This window comes from Pseudomonas sp. BN415 (assembly GCF_029871195.1).
GTDB classification, from domain to species: domain Bacteria; phylum Pseudomonadota; class Gammaproteobacteria; order Pseudomonadales; family Pseudomonadaceae; genus Metapseudomonas; species Metapseudomonas resinovorans.
In genome coordinates this window covers 57,475-77,785 of sequence record NZ_SSOK01000025.1, presented here as the reverse complement: position 1 = coordinate 77,785, position 20,311 = coordinate 57,475, and the positions used below count along the sequence as shown (strand labels likewise).

Genomic DNA, 20,311 nt, shown 5'->3' with positions numbered 1-20,311 from the left:
CGAGCCAGCGGCGAGGTTTCCCTGCTGCCGGCGGAGGTGAACATGAATCACACACCACAAGGGGCCAGCTCCAGGCATCTCTGGGTATTCGGGGGCTTCGCCATTATTGCTGGCTTTTTTCTGCTGACCGAGCACCGTGCTCACGTGTTGGGCATTCTGCCCTACCTGTTGCTGGCGGCTTGTCCGCTGATGCACTTGTTCATGCATCACGGTCACGGCGGCCATCGACACGGAGATGGGCGGCGACCGCGAAGAGATGAGGAGGAGGGCAGGCCATGAATCATTCCGAGTCTGCGTACGGACTGTGGTCCCTGGTCATTATCAACTCGCTGGTCTTCATCCTGTTCGCCTTCAGCTTCACTCGACCCCGAACGACCCGCGACTGGCGCTCCTTCGGTATGTTCTCGGCCTTTCTGGTGGCGTTGTTCACCGAGATGTACGGCTTCCCACTGACGCTCTATCTGTTGCTGCCCTGGCTCAGCCGGTACTTCCCAGGCATCGACTTCCTGTCGCACGACGCCGGTCATCTGCTCGAAATTATGTTTGGTTGGCGGGCCAATCCCCACTGGGGGCCGTTCCACCTGCTCAGCAACGTGCTGACCCTGGGCGGTTTCTGGTTGCTGGCGGCCTCTTGGCGCGTGCTCTACCAGGCCCAACGCAGCGGCGCGCTGGCCCTTGACGGTCCCTATGCGCGAATCCGCCACCCGCAGTACGTCGGCTTCGTGCTGATCATGTTCGGATTCCTGCTGCAGTGGCCGACGCTAATCACCCTGATCATGTTCCCGATTTTGCTGGTGATGTATGCCTTGCTGGCGAAATCCGAGGAGCGGGACATGACCGCACGGTTCGGCGCGGACTATCTCGCCTATCGAGAGCGGACCCCGGCCTTCCTGCCGCGGCCCGGCTCCCGTCGCTCCAACGCCGCCGATGGTGGCCATCCAGACGCTAGGGGAAAGTCATGATCGTCCCTTGGAAAACCGGGGTGGCCCTGGCCTTGACCATGGCAGCGTCCTACACCGTCTGCGCCGTGCTCTATGCGTTGTGGCCGGCACAAGGCATCGCCTTCCTTAACGCTCTGTTCCACGGGCTCGACTTCAACGGCCTGCAGACGTCGCAGACCTATACCGTCGCGACCTTCGTTGGCCCGCTGCTGGTACTGACCCTGTGGGGGCTGTTGGTCGGAACTCTGTTTGCATGGCTTTATCGCAAACTCCACGGAAGCTCGCGCTGAGGAGGCCACCCATGGACGAATCACCTATGCGGCACGCTGACCATCGGCACGCCGTACCACCTGGAAACGCAATCGCTGTGGGGGACGAGCAACCGCGCATTCTCGATCCGGTGTGCGGCATGGCCGTGGTTCCGAACACGGCTGCTGGCAGCGTGGAATTCGACGGGCAGCGCTATTGGTTCTGCTCCAATCACTGCCGCGAGGAGTTCCTGAGCGATGCGCCCCGTTACGCCAGGGGCGCAGCCTCCGGGCAATCTTGCCCGGCAGAGCGCCGTCATGCCGCCCCGGCGGTAGAGTCCGGCGCTGCGGTCGCGGCCGGTAGCAGGCAACTGGCGAAAGACCCGATCTGCGGAATGATGGTGGACAAGGCCACGGCGCTTTCACGAGAGCGCGGCGGGCGAACCTACTACTTCTGCAGTGACAGCTGCGTGCGCATTTTCGAGTCGCCTGAACGTGAACTAAAGGCAATGAAAGCCCGCGTGGCAATTGCGCTGACCGGCGTGCTGGCGCTGGCCATGCTGCGTGCCGGCGCGTTCATCGCCCTAGCCGCCGGGGCCACCCTGCTGACTTGGGTGCCGATTCCGGCGCTGCCCTGGTTCACCTGGGGCATGTGGCTTTTCCTGTTGGTGACCCCAGTGCAGTTCATCGGAGGCTGGAGCTTCTACAAGGGCGCATGGAGTGCCGTGCGCACTCGTAACATCAACATGGATTTTCTGATCGCGCTAGGCACCTCGGTTGCCTATTTCTACAGCGTCGCGGTGCTTTTCGCCCCGGACGTCCTACCGGTCAAGGTAGAGGAACGCGATGTCTATTTCGAGGTGTCGGCGGTCATCATCGCCTTCGTACTGCTCGGCAAATACATGGAAGAAATCATTAAGAAGAAATCCTCGGCTGCGGTGCGTCGTCTGTTGGACCTCAAGCCGGCGACCGCCCATGTGCTGCGTGACGGCGAGGAGATCGAGTTGCCGGCGGAAAGCGTCATGGTTGGCGAGTACGTGATCGTCAAACCCGGCGAAAAGATTCCCACCGATGGCGAGGTGAGCGAAGGCCAGTCTACGGTTGACGAATCGATGCTGACCGGCGAATCGATGCCGGTCGACAAACGGCCGGGCAGTAGCGTGATCGGCGGCACGCTCAATCGCAGCGGGGTATTCACCTTCAAGGCGAGCAGGATCGGCGCCGACACCGCCCTGGCGCAGATCATCAAAATGGTCGAAGAAGCGCAAGCCAGTACGGCACAGGTCCAGCGGCTGGCCGACCAGGTCACTGGCTATTTTGTGCCAGCTGTGGTGGCGATCGCGCTGCTGGCGCTGCTCGGTTGGACCTTCGCGGGGAGTTTTCCGCAAGGCTTGTTGGCCTTCATCGCGGTGCTGATCATTTCCTGCCCCTGCGCGCTGGGCGTGGCCACACCTGCCGCGCTGATGGTCGGCGTCGGCAAGGGCGCCGACAGCGGCATCCTGATACGTGGCGGCGAAGTGCTGGAACGGGCGGAAAAGCTGAGTGCAGTAGTCTTTGACAAGACCGGTACCATCACCCGTGGCGAACCGAATGTGACCGACGTGATCCCGTACGCTGCCGCCTCCGAAAACGAGGTCTTGTTGCTTGCCGCCGCCGTAGAGTCAGGCTCCGAACACCCGCTCGGCGAAGCGATCGTGCGCGCCGCCCGGCATCGCGACATCAGCCTGCCAAAAGCAACCGGCATCAACGGGATCGCCGGCCATGGCATCGAAGGCAATATCGATGGCCGCAAGATCTGGCTGGGCAACCGGCGTTTGTTCGCCCGCCAGGGAATTGCGACCGACTCGGCCGAAGCGGACCTTGTTAGCCTGGAGGCGGACGGCAAGACCGCCATGTTGGTTGGCATTGATGACCGCCTGCTCGGGATCATCGCGGTTGCTGATACGGTCAAGCCCGAGGCGGCCGAAGCCGTCACGGCATTGAAAGCGAGCGGAGTCAGGGTCGTACTGCTGAGCGGCGACAACCGGCGCACCGCCGAAGCGGTGGCACGGCAGGTTGGAATCGAGCAGGTGATCGCCGAAGTCCTGCCGGACGACAAGGTAGAGGTCATCCGCCAGTTGCAGGGCGAGGGGCAGGTGGTGGCGATGGTCGGCGATGGTGTCAACGATGCCCCGGCCCTGGCCGCCGCCGATATCGGCATCGCCATCGGCTCCGGCTCCGATGTTGCCAAGGAGACCGGCAACATTATCCTGATCCGCGATGACGTGCGCGATGTGGTGGCAGCGATCCAGCTGTCGCGCGCGACCATGCGCAAGATCAAGCAGAACCTGTTCTGGGCGTTCATCTACAACAGCATCGGAATCCCGGTCGCTGCACTGGGATTCCTCAATCCGATCCTCGCGGCGGCGGCCATGGCATTGTCGTCGCTCTCGGTGATCGTCAACTCCGCGCTGTTGAAACGGGTACGACTCCCTGCAGGGGCGAAAACGGAGGCCTCATGAGACGAGCGGGGTACTGGATCTGCGCGTTGTTGGCGCTGGCGCTGGCGGGTTGGGTGCTGTTCAGTTATGGCGTCTCGTTGGTGTCGCTTCTAGTGGCGTTGTTATTGCTGGCCTGTCCGGTTTTCGTTGTCTGGCTGAGTCTGCGACTGGCGCAGCAAGTCGATCGTGACGTGAAAGCAGCGAGCCGGGAAGAACTGGATCGGCGCTCGCAATCGAAGCGAGGAAACGGGACCTGAGTTTCACCGTGTGTGCTGCTCGCCGACTTCCGAGGCCAGGCGATTCTTGCCGAGCCTTCCGCCGCAGCCAACCAGCAGGGTCTCGGCGATGAAGCTGGCGACGATGAGCAGCGGGTAGTCACCTGCCGTCCTCAACGTGCTCGCTACACCGGGATTGCGTTCGGTTGCGCTTTTCCAAGAGGAGGGAGAGAGACATTCCACTATTGAGTGCAGAGCCCTCCATGGCGGCGATTCAAACGTGGAGACTCGCGGGTTACCAGATTTTCAGCGTGTAATCGATATTGATTCTGGTCTCATTGTCACTTCGGAAGGTCGAGGCGATTCAGAATTAGTTCTCGAAATTTCAATTTTTTAGTTCGGAGCGCTCTAGGGGATTGCGTTACTCATGAACATTTCCAACATAGCTTATCGTTTAACATAATATAGATTATGCGTACTTATGCATCCTCACAGCTGTGTCGTTCTCGCCAACATTTTCCGGGCATCCACTGCGCATAATCCGAGATTCTGTTCAATTCATGGCCTCCAGGCGTGTTCAAGGAAAGCTGCTGCATTGTGAAGCCTCGTAAAGCTGGTGCCCGAGGCTCCTGCCTTGCGCTTCACGACGCAGGCAGAACCTGCAGTGATCGAAGGCGCGTGTGGATTACGACTGATTGAGCACGGCTTCGCGTGCGACCTCGCCTACGAGGTCACGCAGCCACTGATGCGCGGGGTCGTGGCGATAGCGCACGTGCCACGCCATTTCTACCGGGAAAGTGCCCAGGTCGACAGGCGCGGCCAGCACCTTCAACCGTGGGTCGCGGGCCAGATGCTGGCAGATCAGCTTGGGCAGGGTCGCGCAATAATCCGTCGCGGCTATGAGTTCCGGAATGGCCAGGAAGTGCGTTACCGATACCGCCACCTCTCGCTGCAGTCCCTGGCGCTGGAGCGCCTGAAACAGGCCTGCTCGCAAGCGCCCCGGAGGAAGTACGGTGACGTGCCGAAGCTGTTCGTACTGCTGCCTGGATATCCGTTTGCTGATACGAGGATGGTCGGCGCGAACCACGCAGGCCAGGCCGTCTTCCATCAGGGGTTGCACCACCAGATTGTCGGGCGGGTCAGTGATGCGCCCCAGCACCATTGCCGTTGTTCCAGAGATGACACCGGTCTCTGCCAGGTCGGCGCCGAACGGCACCATCCGCAGCCGGATGCCCGGCGCCCGTTCACGCAGACGCGCGACGATGCCCGGCAGTAGCACGAACTCGACGTAGCTGTTCGGTGCCAGGGTGAACAGTCGCTCCGCCTTGGTCGGGTCGAAGCCCTGTTGGCCAAGCACCAGTTCGTCCAGGCTAGAAACGGCAGCAGCAATACCGGGAGCCAGCGCTTCGGCCTTCTCGGTCGGCTGCATCCCGTAGCGTTCACGAATGAACAACGGGTCCTGAAGCATGTCCCGAAGTCGCGCCAGGGCGTTGGAAAGCGCTGGCTGCGTCATCCCCAGGCGTTCGGCCGCCCGCGTGACATTGCGCTCTTCCATCAGCGTCAGGAAAACGGGCAGCAGGTTCATGTCGTATCGCATCGAGGCATATTGCTGAGGACATAACTGGAATTCAACAGATAAATTGGCTGAATGACTTCATGGCGCGCATTCTGAGCCTCGTTGACGAGTTGCTGGTCCTTCCCGACTGGCACCCCGTGTCCTTTACCCTGCATTCGAACTGGAGCCGTCATGAAAACTCGTGAATGTGAGCGTGCAAGCGAACTTGATGATCCCCAGCGCCGTGATCTGCTGCGGGCCACGGGAATCGTCACTCTTGGAGGCATCCTGGGCTCTTCCCTTGGGTTGACCCTACCATCTCGGGCCGAGGCCGCCAGCGCCGCAGGTACAACAAGCCTGGGCTCCCGTCTTCGCGGTGTTCAGCACTTCGGCATTACGGTGCAGAACATGGACCGCGCGTACGAGTTCTACACCGAGGTTCTCGGTGGAACTGAGATCATGCGGGACGGTGACTTCTTCGGGGATCGCATCCAGAACACCCTCCTGCTCACGGAGGAGGTGCAAGCGATAGCGGATGGGGTCAACCCACGCACGCTCGGCATTCCCGACCTTCGCGGCGGCGCCCAGCGCCTGGATGTCAGGTTCATCCAGTTCGACAACGTGGTGATCGAACTCCTCCAGTACCGGGACAAGGAAGAGCCAGCCGGCCAGGGCGACAGCTTCGCCCCGGCGCGGGAACTGACCAGCCCGGCGTTCCCTCGCTCCATGCACGTGTGCTTCTACATCCGCGACGATGTCGACTTCAATCAGTTCGTCCACGACCTCGAAGCGGAGTCCGCCCGGCGCGGCATGACGCAGGTAAAGGCCAACCGGATCGTCAGAGCAACAACGGAACAGCAGCGGCTCAAGGCGGCCATCGACAGCAACACCAACAAGATCACCGAGGGGCCCTCCGCGGGCTGGTCGCTGATCTACTGCAAGGGGCCCGAGGGCGAACAACTGGAGTTCGTCCAGGTTCAGGGCCATGCCAAGCAGACCTTCGACGGGGCCTATGAAGCCCGTCGCAAGCAGCTCGGCGGGTAACCCGCCCTCCCCTGTGCACGCCTTTACGACGACGCGGATAGGACCATGAAGACATTCGCAACCACACTGCTGCTGCTCTCGTTGGCCTTCGCTCAACCGAGTCGGGCCGAGCCTCAGGCATTGGTGGTGGGCCAGATCAATCTGAGCTTCTACACCGCCAGCGCTGCCGTCGTGAAAGAAGTACTAGGCCAGCTCGGACACCCGGTGCAGGTGGTGGAAGGTAACCATCCCGACATCTACGGTCGACTGGGACGTGGCGAGGCCGATCTGCTCATCGCATCCTGGCTGCCCAATGCCCACGGCCATCTTCAGGCACCCCTGGCGGACCAGTTGGTGGAGGCCTCGACGCTGTACGAAGACGCTCGCCTGTACTGGGCGGTACCGGCCCACGTTCCGCAGGAGGCCGTGCGATCCATCGACGACCTGAAGAAACCCGACGTGCTCGAACGCATGGACCGGGTCATCGTCGGCGTCGGACCAGGGTCGGGCCTGATGAACGGGTCTGAGCGGATCATGCAGCGCTACGGCCTGCAGGCTGCTGGCTACAGCCTCAAGGTAGCGCCCGCCCTGGAGTGGTCCCTTCGGTTGGCCGATGCATCTGAAAGCGGCCGCTGGATGGTGATGCCCCTATGGCAACCGCAGTACCTAAACGCGCTCTACCCCGTGCGAATACTCGACGACCCGCGTGGGATCTTCGGTGTCGATCGCGCGGTGGTCGTGGTGCGCAAGGAGGTCTGGCAGCAACTCCCCGAGCGCACGCAGGTGGTTTTGAAACGTGTGCACCTGGGCATCCCGGTGGCCACCGAGCTCGAACGCCAGATGATGGTGGAAGGGAGACCCGCCGAGCAGGTCGCTCGTGACTGGATGGCGGCCAATCCAGACGTGGTCGCTGCCTGGTTCCGAGAGTAGCCGAACCCCCATCGCCCACCTGCCCCCCCTGGGCACGGCGTGGGCGCGACTCATGAAAGCCACCCCGGACCTCGTTCCGCACGCGTTAAACGATGCGAGGTGCCGGTTCAACAGGAGACATCGTGATGAAACCGCTCTACTCCCCCTTGCTTGCCACCCTACTGGTGGCCTCCGCCTTCACCCTGACTGCCAACGCCGCACAACCTGAGGTGGGTAAGGTGGAGCTGGTGGCCGAACTCGAAATCACCCCCGGCAATGTCACCGCTTCCAAGGATGGGCGGGTGTTCGCCAGCGTCCACGGCATGCGCCGGGGCCCCGTACAGCTGGTGGAAATCACCGGCAACAACGCCTATGCGCCGTTCCCGAATGACGCCTGGAATGCCAAGCCCGGCAGCGGGCAGGACGTTCTGAACACCCCCCACGGGGTGGTGATCGATGGCCAGGACCGCCTGTGGGTGATCGATCACGGCAATTGGATGGACAAGCCGCAGCCGCCGAAACTCCTGGCATTCGATATCAACACGCGTGAACTCGTCTACCGCCACGACTTCAATGGCTGGGTGGCACCGGCAGGGCAGATCCTCCAGGACCTGGCGGTGGATGGTGAGCGGGGCTTCGTCTACGTCGCGGACTGCGGCCTGGACCCGGCCATCGTGGTTGTCGATACGAAAAAAGGCACCGCTCGCCGCTTCCGCGGACATCCGTCCCTGGCGGCCGAAGACGTCGAACTGGTCGTGGAAGGCAAGCCACTGCTCTTCCCGGGTGAAGGCGGTCGCATGGCGCCGGCGCGTGTCGGGATCAACCCCATCACGCTGTCGGCCGATGGCGAGACGCTTTACTTTGGTGCGATGAACGGCACCAGCTGGTACGCCGTACCCGCCCGCCTGTTCCGCGAAGGTGCTGCGGATGCGCAGATTGCCTCGGCCATCACGCGTGTAGGTGCCAAGCCAATTTCCGATGGCGCCGCGACGGATGCCGAAGGCAATCACTTCATCACCAACCTGCCGGACAATGGGGTTGACGTCCTGACCGCCAAGGGCGAGCTGAAACCGCTGGTGCGGGATGAGCGCTTTCTCTGGGCTGACAATGCCCACTTCGGACCCGACTCCTGGCTCTACGTGGCAATCAACCAACTGCATCGAAATCCCATCTTCACGGGGGCCGGGGACACCGGCGTGCCACCCTATCTGATCGTTAGGATCTGGACCGGTACCAAAGGCCAGCCGGGACGCTGAAGCTGACCTGACGGCGCACTGTCGCCCTGTCAAATAGGGCGACAGTCTCTCGTACCGGTGCCCATGGGGGTTCCGTCATGCGTTCGAGTGTGAGGAGGAAGCGTCGTGACGCGTTCCAGGCTTTTCGAGCCGCTGCCTCTCGGATGTCTGCAGCTGGCCAATCGCATAGTGGTCGGCCCCATGTGCCAGTACGAGGCCTGGGGCTGGCAGGCCAAGGCACCTTCCGCGGTGCCCTACCGATCAGGCCAGGTTGCCCCCCAGGCATTGGATCGCTTCGACCTGCGACGGATACGCGAAGGGTTCGCCAAAGCCGCCTTGCGTGCCTCGCGCGCAGGTATCGACGCAGTCCAGATCAACATTGCCCAGGGATTTCTGCTTCATCAGTTTCTTTCTCCGCTCACTAACCAGCGTGCCGATGTGTACGGCGGATCGCTGCTCGGTCGGATGCGATTCCCCCTCGAGGTCTTCGACCAGGTGCGCGATGCCTTTCCAGCCAGTCGCCCTATTTCCGCGCGCCTTTGCGCGTCGGAGGGTAGTGATGTCGGTTGGACGCTTGAGCAAGCCCTGATCTTCGCCAAGGAACTGGAGGCCAGAGGCTGCAGTGCCATTCAGGTGTCCTCAGGTGGAATCAAGCCCCGCGACTCTGCTCCGGTAGTACGCGTAAACCTGGTGTCGCTTGCTCGAGCATTGAAGACGGCAGTGGCAGTTCCCGTGGCGATGACCAGCGCCCTCGCCGGTTACCAACAGGTCGAGGCGCTTGTTTCCGAGGGCACAGCGGACCTTATCGCCATGACGCACACGCTCCTGAACGCCCCCCGTTGACCTTGGCTGGCAGCTCACTCATTGGGTGGCCGGGTCTGGATGCCGGTCCAATACACACACGCACGGACGGGCTGGTCTTTTCTGGAAACGCTGAATGCAGCGCATCACGGGACCCGCTCTTACCGCTCCACGGTGAGTGCTGTGCAATGACACCTGCGTTTCACAGATGAAGTAGCCCTACTCCGGCATTCGCCTCCAGCTTGGCTCATCCCGTAACACCGGGTCATCCGTCGCTGCCATGAATCGAGGCAGGTCCGTCCGGGCGATCCAGATTTCCCCCTGCCACTTCACCACGCCGATCCGCTGATTGGCCAGGTCATGAAAGCCCGATGCGGCGTGGCATCCGCCGCGCGGTGATAGTCGTGCAGCGTCGGCACCAGCACCTCGCTCAGCCACTGGCTGATCACCCGATGTTCCGGGTGCCCGAAGCGGTACAGCGCCTTGTAGGCCCCGGCATCGCTGATCACCTCGACCTCTTCGCGAAACCCACTGGCGTACTGCAGCATCACGCTGCGCTTCTGGTGCGGGTCCATGCGCTTGGGCAGGCGGTAAGGGCGGTGAGCGCCGATCAGCAGGGCGAAATCGTAGGCGACGAACCAGGGCTGGTTGTCGATTATCACGGCCCGCAGTTGATGGGTATGGCGCTGGAATACGACGGGGGTATATGCGTCTTGCATGGTGAAGCTCCATTTCATTCTGGAAGGAGCCGCCAAATACGTCGTCAAACGAGAGGAGGCGGACCGCGTGGGGTTGACGAACCGGTGAAATGGCACCCGGTAGGCCCTAGGGCCTCCCCACGCGATCCGCCATAAAGCGATGCAGTCCAGAACTGCAAAGGTGCCGGCAACAACAGAACGCTGGATGCTTTCTGCAGTCACGTGCGGCGCGATCACGCCATTTCATCGGGTCGTCAAACCCGGCCACGGATTGACCGTGACGGCCGGCACTCTATCCAGCGTGTTTGTAGGCGCTCAAGGTTAAAGCTGTGTAGGAAACCTTGCTGTCGGCACAACGACTTATCGCAAGACGATTTCTGTAGGAGAACGCTTACTTTCCCCACCCTCCCCCTGCAGCCTTCCCGTAACCACCTGCATGCAAGCGCACTTATTCGCGGTTCTGCCAGTAAGGCGCACGAAGATCGCGCTTAAGGATCTTGCCAGCCGCCGACATGGGCAGTGCTTCGCGAATCTCCACCGTCTTCGGGCATTTGTAGCCGGCAGTGCGCTCCCGGCAATGTGCCCGCTCCCCTGCGCTAGCCTGCGCATCGGGCTTCAGGCCGACCACGGTGTGTACGGCCTCTCCCTAGCAGTCGTTCAGCTGCATGTGGTTTACACCTCAATAGGGTTGCGTGAGTGCGGACCCACGCGTCGAACGAAGGCCGTCAGTCATCGAAGGCCGACCGCCACTGCCCGGTCAGCCGATCATCACCTTCGGTATGCACGAGCCCATGTTCCAGCGCCTGCGTAGCAGTCATCCGGCTCGCCAGCATGGCCAGCAGCACGCCCTCGCCCACTATCACCAGGCTCTCCCCCTTGGCGGGTGCCGGCGCATGCGGGGTCAGATGCCACTGGCCATCGCGCAGCTCGAAGCGGGTCCACAAACCAGGCTCCACCAGCAACAGGCTGAAATCGTTGCCACTGGGTGGCAAGCGACTGGCCAGGCGATCCATCGCGGTCAGTGCACGGCGCATGCCGAAGCCGCCGGGTAATGGCAGCGGCTTGGCGATCAGTTCGTCCTGGTAGGCCTGGTGGATGGCCAGGGACACATCCAGGGAGGCCGGATGTGCCAGGGCCAGGTCCATCGCCATGCCGTCATAGCCACAGGCCAGAGAGGCCGGGGCGGCGCTGCACAGCAGCACCGCCAGGCCAAGTATCACGGCTCTCATGGCGTAACGATGTCGAACCAGAAGTCGAACGTGTCGAGCAGCCCCATGAATTCACCGAAGGCTTGCTGGCGACCGTCGAACTTCAGCTCGCCGGAAGCGACCTTCTGCTCCAGGGTGGTCCTGCCCAACTGGATGTCTTCCAGAGTGCCCTTCGTCATGGTCAGGCCGACATCGGCCTTGTCGCTCGCCTTCGGCTCATAGGTGAGCACGGCGTTCTCTACGGTCAGGGCGTAGCGCTTGCCCAGGTCAGTGAAGTTGAAGTTCAGCACCAGTTTCTTGCCCGCCGCGCGCTCGCCGTTCAGGCGCACCGCGAGGTAGTCGAAGAGCATTTCCGGCGTCATCGCGTGAATCACGTCGGGGCTGGCGGTAACCGTATTGCCCAGGGTCGGTACGCCATTGCGCAGCTCGTACGCGCCTTGCAGGTAGATCGAGCGCCAGGGGCCGGACTCGGCCTGGTAGCCCAGTTGTTCGAAGGCATCGGCCATCAGGTTTTTTGCCGCGGCGTTATCCGGTTCGGCGAACACCACCTGCTTGGTAGCCTCGGCCACCCAGCGGTACTCGCCCTTGGCGAAGTCGGCTCGGGCCTTGTCCAGTACCGCCGCTGAGCCACCCATGTATTCGACGTACTTCTTTGCCGCCGGCTGCGGCGGCAGCTTGTCCAAGTTGGCCGGGTTGCCGTCATACCAGCCCATGTAGCGCTGGTAGACAGCCTTGGAGTTGTGCTTGAGCGTGCCGTAGTAACCACGCCCCGGCCAGAAAGCCTCCAGTTCCGGCGGCAGCTTGATTGTCTCGGCGATCTCTTCGCCGGTCATGCCCTGGTTCATCATGTGCACGGTCTGGTCGTGGATGTACTTGTACAGCGCACGCTGCTTCTTCAGGTAGTCCTCGATCTCAGCCTTGCCCCACACCGGCCAGTGGTGGCTCTGGAACTTCACTTCGGCCTTGTCGCCATACAGCGCCAGCGCTTCGCCTATGTACTTCGACCACTGCAAGGCGTCGCGGACCTGCGCCCCGCGCAAGGTCAGCACGTTATGCATGGTGTTCGTCGTGTTCTCGGCCATCCACAGCGCCTTGAACTGCGGGAACCAGGTGTGCATCTCCACCGGTGCCTCGGTGCCCGGCGTCATCTGGAACACCATCTTGACCCCGTCGATGGTCACTTCCTGGCCGGTCTTCTCGACGAACTCGGTGGGCTGGATCAGGGTCGTGGTCCCGGTAGATACGGTCAGGCCGAGACCTGCGCCAACGCTGCCCTGGGGATTGCGCGGCAACAACGCGCCAAACATGTAGACGGCACGACGGGCCATGGCGTTGCCGGCAATGACGTTTTCGCTTACCGCTTCTTTGGAGAAACCTTCCGGGGCGATGATCCTGACCTTGCCGCTTTTCACGTCCGCTTCGTCGACGATGCCGCGCACGCCGCCGAAATGGTCGATGTGCGAGTGGCTATAGACAACGCCAACCACTGGCTTTTTGCCCAGATGCTGGCTGACCAGGTCATAGGTGGCCTTGGCGGTTTCCTGGCTCAGCAGCGGGTCGAAGACGATCCAGCCCGTGTCGCCCTGGATGAAAGTGATGTTGGAGACGTCATAGCCGCGCACCTGATAGATACGGTCGGTGACCTTGTACAGGCCGTACTGCACGTTCAACTGGGCGTTGCGCCACAGGCTGGGATTGACTGTGTCCGGGGCCTGCTTGTCCATCGTGATGTACTGCTTGTAGCTCTCCAGATCCCAGACCACCTTGCCGTTGGCATCCTTGATGGTCAGGGTGTCCGGCTTGGCGATAAAGCCACGTTCGGCATTGGCGAAGTCCTGGCGATCGGCGAAAGGCAACTGCTTCAGCACGGCTTCGTTGGCGGCGCGGGTCACTTCGCTGGCGGGTTTGGCAGGTACCGGCGCGGCCTGGGCGATCGTACTGGCCAGCAGCGTCAGGCTCAGGCCGGCGACAGCCAGGCGATTCAGGGCATGGTGCATGTGATGCTTCCTCGTTGTTGTTATCGGGTGTTCGCGATCCACTCCGCCGCGCGCTCGGCGATCATGATGGTGGGCGCGTTGGTGTTGCCGCCGACCAGGGTCGGCATGATGGAGGCGTCGACCACGCGCAGGCCCTGGATGCCGTGAACGCGCAGTTGACTGTCCACCACCGCGAGCTCGTCGTTGCCCATGCGGCAGGTGCCTACCGGGTGGTAGATGGAATCGGTGCGCCGACGCAGCAGGCCGATGAGTTGCTCATCGCTGTGCAGGCCGTCGCTGAATTTGTCCTTGAGGCCGAAGCGGGCCATGGGCGCCTGCGCGATGATCTCGCGAGCCATGCGGTAGCCCTTGAGCAGGGTCTGCACGTCATCGTCATGGCTGAGGAAGGCGGGATCGATACGCGGCGGCGCCTTCGGGTCTACCGACTGCAGGCCGACCGTGCCGACGCTCTTCGGCCGTAGCACGCAGACGTGGCAGCTGAAGCCGTGCCCCCAGTGCAGCTTGCGATTGTGGTCGTCGAGCAGGCTGACCACCGAGTGCAGCTGGATGTCCGGGCGGACCAGCTCGGCGCGGGTCTTCAGGAAGCCGCCACCCTCGGCGAAGTTGCTCGCCAGCGGGCCGCGCTTGCGGGCCAGGTACTGGGCCAGGGCCGCGCCCATCTTCAGGCTCCCGCCCAGCGAATAGCCGAGGAGCGAGTTGTCGGTGCTCTGGTAGCCCAGCACCACATCCGGGTGGTCTTGCAGGTTCTGCCCGACGCCAGGCAGTTCATGCGTGACGGCGATGCCATGGGGCTTGAGTTCGGACTCCGGGCCAATGCCGGAGAGCATCAGCAATTGCGGGGTACCGAAGGCGCCCGCGCTGAGCAGCACCTCACGGCGCGCTTTCAGGGTGAGGGACTCGCCCTTGATCTGCACCTGCACGCCACTGGCCTGCTTGCCTTGCAACAGCACGCGCTCGGCAGTGGCGCCAGTCAGCACGGTGAGGTTGCGGCGCTTGCCGCGTATGGGTTTGAGGAAGGCCGTGGCCGTGCTCCAGCGGCGACCGCCGCGAATAGTCACGTCGTACTGACCAATCCCCTCCTGATCCGCCCCGTTGAAATCGGCGTTGTAACGATGCCCCGCTTTCTGCCCCGCCTCGATGAAGGCACGAGTGGCGGCATGGGCCTCGATCTGGCCGACGTAGAGTTCGCCCTCACCGCCGTGGAATTCGCTGGCGCCGCGGTGGTGCATCTGGCTCTTGCGGAAGTACGGCAGCACCTCGGCGAACGACCAGCCGGAATTTCCCAGCGCAGCCCATTCGTCGTAATCGCTCTGATGGCCGCGGATGTAGATCATCCCGTTGATCGAGCTACTCCCGCCGAGCACCTTGCCGCGCGGCTGGTAGCCCCGGCGGCCGGCCAATCCGGGCTGCGGCACCGTATCGAACGCCCAGTTCACGTGGCGAGTCGGCAGGATCGCCGCAACGCCCGCCGGAGCGTGGACCAGGGGCGACCAGTCCCGGGGGCCCGCTTCGAGCAAGCACACGGAGACGGCCGGGTCGGCACTCAGACGGTTGGCCAGTACGCAACCGGCAGAACCGGCGCCGACGATGATGTAGTCGAACTCCATGGGAAGCTCCGAAGTGGGGAGTGGCCCTGGAATTCTTCTCCGCCAACGACCGGCTGATATTGATCTTTCATGACATATATTTGATCCTGCACGACATGGAACCTTTCATCAGAACCACTTCATTCGGCGGCTTTCGCGAACTGGTCGCACAGCTCGGACACGACCCAGCACCCCTCCTCGCCCGTTTTCGTGTCCGCCCGGAATTGCTGGACGACGAAGACGCCCGCGTCCCCTTCCGGTCGCTCATCGGTCTGCTGGAATGCGCAGCCGACGAGCTGGACTGCGCCGACTTCGGCCTGCGCATGGCCGAGTACCAGAACCTGCCGGTACTGGGCCCGATCGCACTGATCGCCCGCAACGCGGAGACGGTGGGCCATGCGCTCTCCGAAATCATCCGCTTCATCGGCTACCACAGCTCCGGAATCCAGTTGGACCTGGACCGCAGCGAGCCGGAGGCTCCGCGTCTGGTCATCGAACTGCGCATGCCCGGCCCCCAGCGGCAGATGGTCGAGCTGGCCCTGGGCGTGGCGCACAACACCATGAAGATGCTGTGTGGACCGACCTTCAGTGCCAGGGCTGTATTGCTGTCCGGCATCAGCCCGCTTCCGCTGGCCCGTTACCGCCGCTACTTCGCCAGCGAGGCCTATAGCGGACAGGCCTGCAATGCCCTGGTTCTGACGGGAAGGCACCTGGAACAGCGCATCGAACGGCATGACCCGTCTCTTCACCGGACCCTGGTCCAGTACCTCAGCCAGGTTCACCTGCAAGGCTCCCCGGGCCTGCTTGACCAAGTCCGCCGCCTGGTACTGCGTCTCTTGCCGACGCAACAATGCCGCTTGCTTCTGGTGGCCGAGCAACTCGGCCTGCACGAGCGCACCCTGCAACGGCATCTGGCCGAACAGGCCCGCACATTCGAGGAACTGGTCGAGGAAATACGCCGCGAACGGGCCGACTTCTACCTGGCCGAGCGCGACATTCCCCTGTCGCAGATCGCGGGCATGCTCGGCTACAGCGAGCAGAGCGTATTCAACCGCGCCTGCCGCCGCTGGTTCGACGTGACACCCGGCGCGCGCAGAAAGGCGCTGCTGGCGCAGCGCTGAGGGCTACGGGCGGCTTAAGGTGGGGAGGTAAGCCAGCGGCCCGCATGGAGCAGGCTTCGCTCCCCTTACTGCTGCCCTCCCCCGATAAACCAGCGGTAGTAAGGATTGTCGCCGTCCTGCTGGACCAGATGCTGCATTCCACGCGCCCAGGCCTGGCGATTACCGTTGTAGGCGTGGAGCGTCACGGCATAGAAGCGGCCGAGGGCCTGCCAATCGTCCTCGACCGCCCCACGCAGGCCGGCATCGGCATTCAGGAGCGGTGGAGGCGTCCGCAAGGCCAGCAACTCGGGCAAAACCCGTGTGATCTCCTTGGGACGCACCCAGGCGGCGTATTCGATCCGTGGCCGGTCATCAGTCACCGGCTGGGCGTTTGCCGCGTAACGCTCCAGTCCTGCCCGGTCGGTCACCCAGGTGGCGAGCAAGGCCGTTACCGAATCCACCCCGACTTCGCCCAGCGCCGCCGCCACGTCCGGCTGCTCGAAGCGCTGGCGAATGCGCTCGGCGTCCAGCACCAGTGGCTGCGGGGAGCCGATCAGCAACATCTCATGGAACTCGGTGGTCCAGAGTGACGCATGGGGGAAGGCATCGAGGAAGCTGCGCACCAGCGATCGGCTGTCCTCATCGTTCTGGGTCGGTAGCGGCAGCCACTGGGCGACGATGCCGCCCTCCTCCAGACGGGAAGCGGCCAACTGGTAGAAGTCTCGCGAATAGAGGTTGACCACACCGGCCGCTGACGGCGGTGGCGGTTCCAGCGTGATCAGGTCATAGCGCTCGGCGCTGCGTAGCAGTTCCCGTCGGCCGTCGCGCAGGCGGATGTCCAGGCGCGGGTCGTGCACCGCGTCGTAGTTGCCATGGAATAGCGGCGCAGCCGCGAGCACTTCCGGCAGCAGTTCAGCGACCACGGGCCGTTGCAGGCCGGGATAGCGCAGCATGGCACCAGCCGTGATGCCGGTGCCAAAACCGATCACCAGGGCCGAGCGCGGATCGCCGTCATGGATCAGCAACGGCAGCAGGGCCTGAAGACGCATATAGCGCAACGACGGCATGGCATCCCCGGTATTGGATACGCCCTGGATATAGAGACGATTGAACGCCTTGCCCTGCCGCCCCTGGGCAACCACGGCAACCGTGCCACCCCTGCCCTCCTCGTAGAAGGTGATGCGCCCGTTGCGCGCACCCGGCAGCAGCTCGGCCAGCCGGTCCGGCGGTGTCAGCACTGCGGTGACCAGGGTCACCACGGCCACCACGCTGATCGCGCCGCGCATGAGGCGGTGGACCCCGGCGCCGCGCCAGGCGGCCATGCAACCGATGCCTGCCGCCAGCACCGCAAGGACAGCCAATGTCCGCACCAGGCCGACCTGTGGCACCAGCACAAAACCGGTGAGCATGACCCCGACTATGCCCCCCAGGGTGTTCAGCCCTACCACGGCGCCCACGTCACGCCCAACGTGGGCGCTGTCCACCGAGAGCCGCAAGGCCAGGGGAAAGGCAGCACCCAGCAGTGTGGTGGGCAGGAAAACCACACACACCGCGGCGGTGGCGAAGCGTGCGCACATGCCCGCCAGTTCGCTGCCGGTTGCCTGCAGCGCGAGCATCTCCATGTGGGTCTGGGCCATTATCAGCCAGCGGCCCAGGCCGGCAATCTGCAGCAAGGCGAGCAGACCCGCCAGGGCGATCAGCAGACCGAACAGGCCCCAGGGATCGCGGATACGGTCGGCCCGGCGCGCATAGAGCGCGCTGCCCAGCACCAGTCCGGCCAGATAGGTGGCGAGCACCATCGCGAAGGCAAAAGTCCGGGTACTCATGAATTGCACGATGGACTGCGTCCAGACCACCTCGTAGCCAAGTGCCACGCCGCCAGCCACGCAGTAGAGCACGATGGCCAGCCGCGCTGGCGCTGAGCGGGGCATCCGCGTGGTTTCAGCTGGCTGCGCCGTCAGGTCGTCGCCCCGACGGGCAATCCAGGCACCCGCCGCCGCAAGCAGGTTGAGGGACGCTGCCGCGAAGGCGCTGCCGGAAACGCCCAGCTGCGGCAACAGCACGAAGGCTGCGAGCAGGGTTCCGGCAATGGCGCCGGCGGTGTTAGCGGCATAGAGCCGGCCACCCGCCTCGCCCAGTTGGCCATCGGCGGGCGTCAGTGCGCGGACCAGCACCGGTAGCGTGCCGCCCATGAGGAAGGCCGGCAGTCCGACCAGCGCAAAAGGCAGGCCCCAGGCCAGCAGGCCGACGCGCTCTTCCAGTCGGGCGAATGGCCCTGCCGCGTGAGCGAGCGCCAGGGTTGCGCCAATTCCAAGGACGGCCACGGCCAGCTCCAGAATCGCGTAGAGCCTGACGGGCTGGCGCAGGCGGTCCGCCCAGCGGCCGAACACCAGGCCACCCAGGGCGAGCCCGGCGAAAAAGGCACTGATGCCGGTGGTGACGGCATACACCTCCACCCCCACCACCAAGGAAAGTTGTTTGACCCAGAGCACCTGGTACACCAGGGCGGCGCCGCCGGAAATGAACAGCAGCACGGCGGGAATGAGCATCTGCAGGGGAAGCCGTTTGCGGGCACCTTCACCAACCGTGGCACGCGAACGCACACGGGAAGAACGGGTGGCTGAGGACATCGACGAGCCTTATCGGATTGCTGAACCCGCAACAGGAAGGTAAAAGAAGCGCCCGCCATGGGCGGGCGCCGGGCCAATCTACTGCTTCTTCATTTTCTCTTCGATTTTCTTGTCCACGTCGGCGCGGATCTGGTCGATGCTGAAGCTCGCCGGGCGCTGGCTCGGCGGGTACTCGACGAAGGTCTGCAGGAATTTCGCGGCCTTCTGCGTGCCCTGGAAGAGCAGGTAGTCGTTCTTGGTCAGCCAGTCGTAGTACTGGTCAGAGACGACGTCCGCCCGCTCGTAGGGATCCATACGCAGATTGAACAGCTTGGGCACCCGCAGGCAGGTGAAGGGCTCGCTCCACACTTGCAAGCCCCCCGGTGCACGCTGTTCGCACCAGACGACTTTCCAGTCGGCGAAACGCATGCCAACCAGCTCCGCCTCATCGTTGAAGTAATAGAACTCCTTGCGGGCGCTCTTGTCGGACTTGCCGGTCAGCAGGTCCAGTTGGTTGTAACCATCCAGATGCACTTTGAAGGTCTTGCCACCCAGGTCGGTGCCCTTGAGCAGGCGCTCTTTGATGTCGGTATCACCTACCGCCGCCAGCAGCGTGGGGAACCAGTCGAGGCCAGAGAACATCTGCGTGGAAATGCTGTCAGGCTTGACCTTGCCTGGCCAGCGGATTATCGCCGGCACCCGGTAGGCGCCTTCCCAGTTGGAGTTCTTCTCGTTACGGAACGGTGTGGTCGCCGCATCCGGCCAGGACCACTGGTTCGGGCCGTTGTCGGTGGTGTAGACGACGATGGTGTTGTCGGTGATCTTCAGATCATCAAGGGTCTTGAGCAGTTTGCCCACGTCGCCGTCATGCTCCAGCATGCCGTCGGCGTAATCGTTCCCAGGCATCCCACTCTGGCCCTGCATGGATTCCCGCACATGGGTGAAGGCGTGCATGCGGGTGGTGTTCATCCAGACGAAGAAGGGTTTGTCGGCCTTTGCCTGCTTGTTGATGAAGTCGATGGCGGCCTGGGTGGTTTCGTCGTCGATGGTTTCCATGCGCTTGCTGGTCAGCGCGCCGGTGTCTTCGATCTTGCCATCCGCGCTGGATTTGATCACACCGCGCGGCGAGGCAGACTTGACGAAGGCCTCGTCGTCCTTCGGCCAGTAGGGACGCTCGGGCTCTTCCTCAGCATTGAGGTGGTAGAGATTGCCGAAGAATTCGTCAAAACCGTGGTTGGTGGGCAGGTACTCGTCCCGGTCACCCAGGTGGTTCTTGCCGAACTGACCCGTGGCATAGCCATGGGATTTGAGCGCTTGGGCGATGGTGACGTCCCTCGCCTGCAGGCCTACCGGCACGCCCGGCATGCCGACCTTGGACAGGCCTGTACGCAAGATCGACTGCCCGGTAATGAAGGTCGAGCGGCCCGCCGTGCAGCTGTTCTCCGCGTAGTAGTCGGTGAACATCATGCCTTCCTTGGCGATCCGGTCGATGTTCGGCGTCTGGTAGCCCACCACGCCCTTGGAATAGGCGCTGATGTTGGTCTGCCCGATGTCGTCACCGAAGATCACCAGGATGTTCGGCTTGTCTGCGGCAGAGGCGATGCTCGCCCCGACTACCGCCGTCGCAGCAAGTGCGACCCTGGTTAACCATTTTCCGCTGCGCTTCATAAGGTCACTTCTCCGTTTCACGTTTCTGTCGTTGCCAC

General features: G+C 63.1%; 18 protein-coding genes. 10 read left to right on the top strand and 8 right to left on the bottom strand.

What is annotated here, in order from left to right:
• Nucleotides 1-42: 42 nt before the first annotated feature.
• The 5 genes from E8F20_RS06890 to E8F20_RS06870 are packed head-to-tail and all read left to right on the top strand — an operon-like array spanning nt 43 to nt 3,926.
• Nucleotides 43-279, top strand: a complete 237-nt coding sequence (locus tag E8F20_RS06890; protein WP_280283093.1) for a DUF2933 domain-containing protein — start codon at nt 43-45, stop codon at nt 277-279.
• Nucleotides 276-962: an isoprenylcysteine carboxylmethyltransferase family protein gene (locus tag E8F20_RS06885; RefSeq protein WP_280283092.1), complete on the top strand. Its 687-nt coding sequence runs from the start codon at nt 276-278 to the stop codon at nt 960-962. Before E8F20_RS06890 ends, E8F20_RS06885 begins: the two co-directional genes overlap by 4 nt.
• Nucleotides 959-1,231 carry a DUF5676 family membrane protein gene (locus tag E8F20_RS06880; RefSeq protein ID WP_280283091.1) on the top strand — a complete coding sequence of 91 codons (273 nt, stop codon included), beginning with the start codon at nt 959-961 and terminating at the stop codon, nt 1,229-1,231. Before E8F20_RS06885 ends, E8F20_RS06880 begins: the two co-directional genes overlap by 4 nt.
• 11 nt (nt 1,232-1,242) lie before the next feature.
• The gene (locus E8F20_RS06875; protein ID WP_280283090.1) at nt 1,243-3,690 is read left to right on the top strand and encodes a heavy metal translocating P-type ATPase; all 2,448 of its coding nucleotides are present in this window, start codon (nt 1,243-1,245) and stop codon (nt 3,688-3,690) included.
• A gap of 29 nt (nt 3,691-3,719) precedes the next feature.
• Nucleotides 3,720-3,926, top strand: coding sequence for a hypothetical protein (locus E8F20_RS06870; protein WP_280283089.1), 207 nt, complete (start codon nt 3,720-3,722; stop codon nt 3,924-3,926).
• Nucleotides 3,927-3,929: 3 nt separating this feature from the next.
• Here E8F20_RS06870 and E8F20_RS06865 read toward each other — a convergent pair whose 3' ends face one another.
• Nucleotides 3,930-4,061, bottom strand: a complete 132-nt coding sequence (locus E8F20_RS06865) for a hypothetical protein (RefSeq protein ID WP_280283088.1) — start codon at nt 4,059-4,061, stop codon at nt 3,930-3,932.
• A 508-nt stretch (nt 4,062-4,569) separates the two neighbouring features.
• Nucleotides 4,570-5,469 (bottom strand): LysR substrate-binding domain-containing protein, encoded by a 900-nt coding sequence (locus E8F20_RS06860; RefSeq protein WP_280283087.1) that lies wholly within the window; start codon nt 5,467-5,469, stop codon nt 4,570-4,572.
• A 162-nt stretch (nt 5,470-5,631) separates the two neighbouring features.
• Between E8F20_RS06860 and E8F20_RS06855 the strand changes: the two genes are divergently transcribed.
• The 4 genes from E8F20_RS06855 to E8F20_RS06840 all read left to right on the top strand — a co-directional run bounded on the left by E8F20_RS06855 (nt 5,632) and on the right by E8F20_RS06840 (nt 9,449).
• Complete coding sequence (locus E8F20_RS06855; protein WP_280283086.1) at nt 5,632-6,483, top strand: VOC family protein; 852 nt, start codon at nt 5,632-5,634, stop codon at nt 6,481-6,483.
• A 45-nt stretch (nt 6,484-6,528) separates the two neighbouring features.
• On the top strand, nt 6,529-7,392 hold the full coding sequence (locus tag E8F20_RS06850) for a glycine betaine ABC transporter substrate-binding protein (RefSeq protein ID WP_280283085.1): 864 nt from the start codon (nt 6,529-6,531) through the stop codon (nt 7,390-7,392).
• Between the two features lie 125 nt (nt 7,393-7,517).
• A complete protein-coding gene (locus E8F20_RS06845) occupies nt 7,518-8,627 on the top strand; it encodes an L-dopachrome tautomerase-related protein (RefSeq protein WP_280283084.1) in 1,110 nt (369 codons plus the stop codon).
• A 105-nt stretch (nt 8,628-8,732) separates the two neighbouring features.
• Nucleotides 8,733-9,449, top strand: a complete 717-nt coding sequence (locus E8F20_RS06840; protein WP_280283083.1) for a hypothetical protein — start codon at nt 8,733-8,735, stop codon at nt 9,447-9,449.
• A 287-nt stretch (nt 9,450-9,736) separates the two neighbouring features.
• Here E8F20_RS06840 and E8F20_RS06835 read toward each other — a convergent pair whose 3' ends face one another.
• The 4 genes from E8F20_RS06835 to E8F20_RS06820 all read right to left on the bottom strand — a co-directional run bounded on the left by E8F20_RS06835 (nt 9,737) and on the right by E8F20_RS06820 (nt 14,917).
• On the bottom strand, nt 9,737-10,126 hold the full coding sequence (locus E8F20_RS06835) for a BRO family protein (protein ID WP_348529611.1): 390 nt from the start codon (nt 10,124-10,126) through the stop codon (nt 9,737-9,739).
• Between the two features lie 704 nt (nt 10,127-10,830).
• Entirely contained in the window at nt 10,831-11,334 is a 504-nt protein-coding gene (locus E8F20_RS06830) for a hypothetical protein (RefSeq protein WP_280283082.1), read from the bottom strand.
• Nucleotides 11,331-13,310 (bottom strand): alkyl sulfatase dimerization domain-containing protein, encoded by a 1,980-nt coding sequence (locus tag E8F20_RS06825; RefSeq protein WP_280283081.1) that lies wholly within the window; start codon nt 13,308-13,310, stop codon nt 11,331-11,333. The genes E8F20_RS06830 and E8F20_RS06825 overlap by 4 nt, the downstream gene beginning before the upstream one ends.
• A gap of 20 nt (nt 13,311-13,330) precedes the next feature.
• On the bottom strand, nt 13,331-14,917 hold the full coding sequence (locus E8F20_RS06820) for a choline dehydrogenase (RefSeq protein ID WP_280283080.1): 1,587 nt from the start codon (nt 14,915-14,917) through the stop codon (nt 13,331-13,333).
• Nucleotides 14,918-15,012: 95 nt separating this feature from the next.
• Here E8F20_RS06820 and E8F20_RS06815 point away from each other — a divergent pair, with 95 nt between their 5' ends.
• Nucleotides 15,013-16,017, top strand: a complete 1,005-nt coding sequence (locus tag E8F20_RS06815) for an AraC family transcriptional regulator (protein WP_280283079.1) — start codon at nt 15,013-15,015, stop codon at nt 16,015-16,017.
• A gap of 65 nt (nt 16,018-16,082) precedes the next feature.
• On the opposite strand, the gene E8F20_RS06810 is transcribed toward E8F20_RS06815, so the two are convergent.
• Together E8F20_RS06810 and E8F20_RS06805 are read right to left on the bottom strand one after the other, a co-directional pair.
• Nucleotides 16,083-18,545, bottom strand: coding sequence for a fused MFS/spermidine synthase (locus tag E8F20_RS06810; protein WP_280283119.1), 2,463 nt, complete (start codon nt 18,543-18,545; stop codon nt 16,083-16,085).
• Nucleotides 18,546-18,704: 159 nt separating this feature from the next.
• The gene (locus E8F20_RS06805) at nt 18,705-20,273 is read right to left on the bottom strand and encodes an arylsulfatase (protein ID WP_280283078.1); all 1,569 of its coding nucleotides are present in this window, start codon (nt 20,271-20,273) and stop codon (nt 18,705-18,707) included.
• Nucleotides 20,274-20,311 lie beyond the last annotated feature (38 nt).

What these genes read in the sequence shown, in the direction of transcription:
- E8F20_RS06845 (WP_280283084.1), top strand. Translation starts at nt 7,518, where the DNA reads ATGAAACCGCTCTACTCCCCCTTGCTTGCCACCCTACTGGTGGCCTCC.
- E8F20_RS06835 (WP_348529611.1), bottom strand. Translation starts at nt 10,126, where the DNA reads ATGCAAGACGCATATACCCCCGTCGTATTCCAGCGCCATACCCATCAA.
- E8F20_RS06875 (WP_280283090.1), top strand. Translation starts at nt 1,243, where the DNA reads ATGGACGAATCACCTATGCGGCACGCTGACCATCGGCACGCCGTACCA.
- E8F20_RS06855 (WP_280283086.1), top strand. Translation starts at nt 5,632, where the DNA reads ATGAAAACTCGTGAATGTGAGCGTGCAAGCGAACTTGATGATCCCCAG.
- E8F20_RS06825 (WP_280283081.1), bottom strand. Translation starts at nt 13,310, where the DNA reads ATGCACCATGCCCTGAATCGCCTGGCTGTCGCCGGCCTGAGCCTGACG.
- E8F20_RS06805 (WP_280283078.1), bottom strand. Translation starts at nt 20,273, where the DNA reads ATGAAGCGCAGCGGAAAATGGTTAACCAGGGTCGCACTTGCTGCGACG.
- E8F20_RS06810 (WP_280283119.1), bottom strand. Translation starts at nt 18,545, where the DNA reads ATGCTCATTCCCGCCGTGCTGCTGTTCATTTCCGGCGGCGCCGCCCTG.
- E8F20_RS06880 (WP_280283091.1), top strand. Translation starts at nt 959, where the DNA reads ATGATCGTCCCTTGGAAAACCGGGGTGGCCCTGGCCTTGACCATGGCA.
- E8F20_RS06820 (WP_280283080.1), bottom strand. Translation starts at nt 14,917, where the DNA reads ATGGAGTTCGACTACATCATCGTCGGCGCCGGTTCTGCCGGTTGCGTA.
- E8F20_RS06830 (WP_280283082.1), bottom strand. Translation starts at nt 11,334, where the DNA reads ATGAGAGCCGTGATACTTGGCCTGGCGGTGCTGCTGTGCAGCGCCGCC.
- E8F20_RS06850 (WP_280283085.1), top strand. Translation starts at nt 6,529, where the DNA reads ATGAAGACATTCGCAACCACACTGCTGCTGCTCTCGTTGGCCTTCGCT.
- E8F20_RS06860 (WP_280283087.1), bottom strand. Translation starts at nt 5,469, where the DNA reads ATGAACCTGCTGCCCGTTTTCCTGACGCTGATGGAAGAGCGCAATGTC.
- E8F20_RS06885 (WP_280283092.1), top strand. Translation starts at nt 276, where the DNA reads ATGAATCATTCCGAGTCTGCGTACGGACTGTGGTCCCTGGTCATTATC.
- E8F20_RS06890 (WP_280283093.1), top strand. Translation starts at nt 43, where the DNA reads ATGAATCACACACCACAAGGGGCCAGCTCCAGGCATCTCTGGGTATTC.
- E8F20_RS06815 (WP_280283079.1), top strand. Translation starts at nt 15,013, where the DNA reads ATGGAACCTTTCATCAGAACCACTTCATTCGGCGGCTTTCGCGAACTG.